We start from the raw sequence: 1965 nt of genomic DNA on the forward strand, positions 1-1965 counted from the left end.
TCATGAGAAAATAAGGAAAGATGTAGCAAAAACTGGTAGTTTAACTTAGCTACAAATAGAGAAACTACCAAATGGCATATTATATAAAAGAAGGAAATTGAAAACAAGTTTTTAGTTTTTTGAAAAGCGTGAAAAGCAGAGTGTTTATGTGTTTTTCTCCTTTGAAAGATATTGAGATTCATATTTGCCTCCTGAAAAATTTGTTAAAAATTTGAAATTGCGGCAGAATTAACGCGAGATGTTAATGATTCAGAGTAGCTGACAACTGGTTCCTTTATGATGGTGTCATCCCAATGCTTGACACTGGGATCCAGCTTTTCATACAATCTAATCAAAGACGTTCGTTTTAGCGTAAAACAGCTATGCTCACCAGTTCAGTGCGCTATCTACAATCAAATTTCTGGATTCCAGTGTTAGCTATTTGCATGACACCTACTGCTGGGTCAGGCTAAAAACGTTCGTACAACTACGTGTGACACTAGGATACATCAATAAACTTAAAGAATGTAGAAACAGAACATGGTAAAGTGGCTAGTATCTAATCAGTTTATCGATTATAACCATGCTGTAAAATTCATGGGAGCAAAAATTCAAAGAATTTACGATAGTTTATCTGATGAGTTAGTATGGCTGCTCCAGCACCCTCCACTTTACACAGCAGGGATCAGTGCAACAGATGATGACATTGTTGAAAAATTATTTTCTATATATAAAACAGGCAGAGGTGGTAAATACACATACCATGGCCCGGGGCAGCGCATTATATATTTAATGTTGGATCTCAGAAAAAGAAATAAATGCGATATAAGACTATATATTAGAGACCTCGGTAATTGGATCATAAATGTTTTAAAGCACTTCAATATATTTGGAGAATTCAAAGAGGATAGAATAGGTATTTGGGTAAATAACAACGGAGTAGAAGAAAAAATAGCAGCTTTTGGCATTCGTATAAGAAAATGGATAACTTACCATGGCATAGCACTTAACGTTTCTCCAGATCTTTCTCACTACAGAGGCATTATTCCTTGCGGGCTGAAAGATTATGGTGTTACATCAATGAAAGAACTAGGAGTTGAAGTTTCACTTTCTGAATTGGACGACATACTAAAAAAAGAGTTTTATAAGATATTTTAATGCGTTCCGTTATTGTTTACATTTTATACTTCATCCTTGTTTTATGTATTAACACGGGTGTCTGTGCAGTTGATCAAGTTGATATTATTGCTCCTTCTTCGAAGGGAAAAGAGTCAGATCTAACTACCATAAAAGAATATGTGGAAGCCTTGGGTTTTTATCCCCATATTGTGGAGAAAATATACAATAACGATAATCCATTCTACTCTAACCCCGATGAATTCAGAGCAAATGATTTAATTAGCGTCTTAACCGACGATAGCAAAATAATTTGGTGCATTAGAGGAGGAACGGGAGCCTCTCGGTTAATTCCTTATCTAGAGAGATTGCCCAATGATGAAAAAGAAAGAATTGCCCAAAATAAAAAAATTCTCATAGGCTATAGCGATATCACTGCCCTGCACATCTACCTGCAAGCAAAATATGATTGGCAAATTCTTCACGGTACCATGTTGGAAATGATAGTAAATAACTCCGTTTCTGAAAGCTCTGTTGAAAAATTAAAAGAGTTAATTCTGAACAAACGCAGCTCTATTAGATTCGATAATTTAAAAATAATTAACAATAGCATTAAACTAAAAAATGGCAGATTAGAATCAAAATTGTTGGTGGTAATATGACTTTAGTTGAAAATAGCGTAGGAACTGCTTGGCAAGTAAATGCAAAAGGCAAAATTTTATTTTTAGAAGACATAAGAGTTTATCCATACGCAATGGAACGCAGTTTAGATCACCTACAAACGCTAACTATGGATTAGCCGATAAAGAAAGAGCTGGAAATAGAGGGCTTTTTGGGTTGCATGGAATATGAAATAAGCGTAGAAAAGAT

The 1965-nt window shown here is 34.9% G+C and carries 1 protein-coding gene and 1 pseudogene; both read left to right on the forward strand.

All coding sequences use genetic code 11. The features are described from left to right. Positions 1 to 519: 519 nt before the first annotated feature. Positions 520 to 1137, forward strand: a complete 618-nt coding sequence (lipB, locus tag GO685_RS04950) for a lipoyl(octanoyl) transferase LipB (protein ID WP_175937826.1) — start codon at positions 520 to 522, stop codon at positions 1135 to 1137. Next, positions 1137 to 1876 (forward strand): annotated as a pseudogene (locus tag GO685_RS04955) (LD-carboxypeptidase); the annotation flags it as partial. The gene lipB and the pseudogene GO685_RS04955, both read left to right, overlap by 1 nt. Positions 1877 to 1965: the final 89 nt, after the last annotated feature.

Source organism: Wolbachia endosymbiont of Madathamugadia hiepei (assembly GCF_013366855.1).
GTDB lineage: Bacteria > Pseudomonadota > Alphaproteobacteria > Rickettsiales > Anaplasmataceae > Wolbachia.